General features: G+C 54.5%; 1 protein-coding gene. It reads left to right on the forward strand.

Translation table 11 applies throughout. The annotated features are described in order from the left end of the window. Positions 1–253 precede the first annotated feature (253 nt). Positions 254–682: a CHRD domain-containing protein gene (locus AC1DUU_RS32585; protein WP_476787414.1), complete on the forward strand. Its 429-nt coding sequence runs from the start codon at positions 254–256 to the stop codon at positions 680–682. The last annotated feature ends 473 nt before the right edge of the window (positions 683–1,155 follow it).

Genomic DNA, 1,155 nt, shown 5'->3' on the forward strand with positions numbered 1-1,155 from the left:
GAGTTACTCGAAACAGCTGATAGTCCCGAAATTCCATCCGAGTTCGAGATACGAAATCTGCTGCGTAGGGCAGCCTACGTAGTTGCCAATTTACCTCGCGAACCCACGCGATAGCCCCGGCATGATGGTCTTCAATGCAAAGTACCTATCCGTCGGTCAGGGCAGGGTCTTTTCACTCTCCCATGGAACGCTCAGGAGGTCGCCACGTTGCAAGGCATGGGCGGCAGTCTCGCCGCATGTTTTGGGAGGAAAGATGATGTCGCGTCTCGCATCACTATTCGTCGCAGTATCGCTTGGTGCCATACTTGCAAGTGGCGATGCTTTTGGCGAAACCATGAAGTTCAAGGCTGATATGAAGGCAGCCAGTGAAGTTCCCCCTACCAATAGCGGGGGCACTGGTTTGGCTGAGGTTTCGGTCGACACTTCGACCAAGAAGCTAACCTGGACAATCACCTCGAGCGGGCTCACAGGGGAAGCAACCGCAGCACACTTCCATGGCCCTGCCGCGGTTGGTGAAAATGCTGGCCCTGTGGTCGACATTTCAAAAAATGTCGCTAGCGGCACCGCTGACATCACCGATGCACAACTCGCGGATCTTCAGGCAGGAAAGTGGTATCTCAACATCCATACCCAAAAATATCCTGACGGGGAGATCAGAGGCCAGGTTGAAAAGGCCCAATAACCAACATAAGGCAGGGTCCAAGCATTTATGGCCTTCTTGCTGATGTAAGGAACGAGGAACTCTTTGCCATGGTCGCGCCTCGTAGCTGATTGATCGGCTAGTAGCCAACGTTCGCTCTCTGAAAAGTCCGACGAGGAATGTGACTAGAATCGACGGGCCCAATCTATAGGGCGGCATTCGGGCTAATTGCGCCTTGACGCCGAGGCCCCACAGTGCGGCCTGCAGTTTACATGGTTGTTGCTAAGTTCACCGTGATAGTTGGCAGCAAGCGCGAGCAGCCCAGCACACAAGCAAGCAGCAACCCGCCAAACCACAGTTGACGGCGGCCATGGCCACTTCTTCCGCTGCCAACCAACGCGCAATCGAGTCGCCGATTTCTAATACCTGTCGACAGTGCAGTTCCAAGGGAACCTTCACCAAGCACAGGTGTTAGCGTTCAGAACGGAGACCGCCATGAAGACCGAGGGATCAAC

It is taken from the genome of Aminobacter sp. P4_H6_2 (assembly GCF_056400805.1).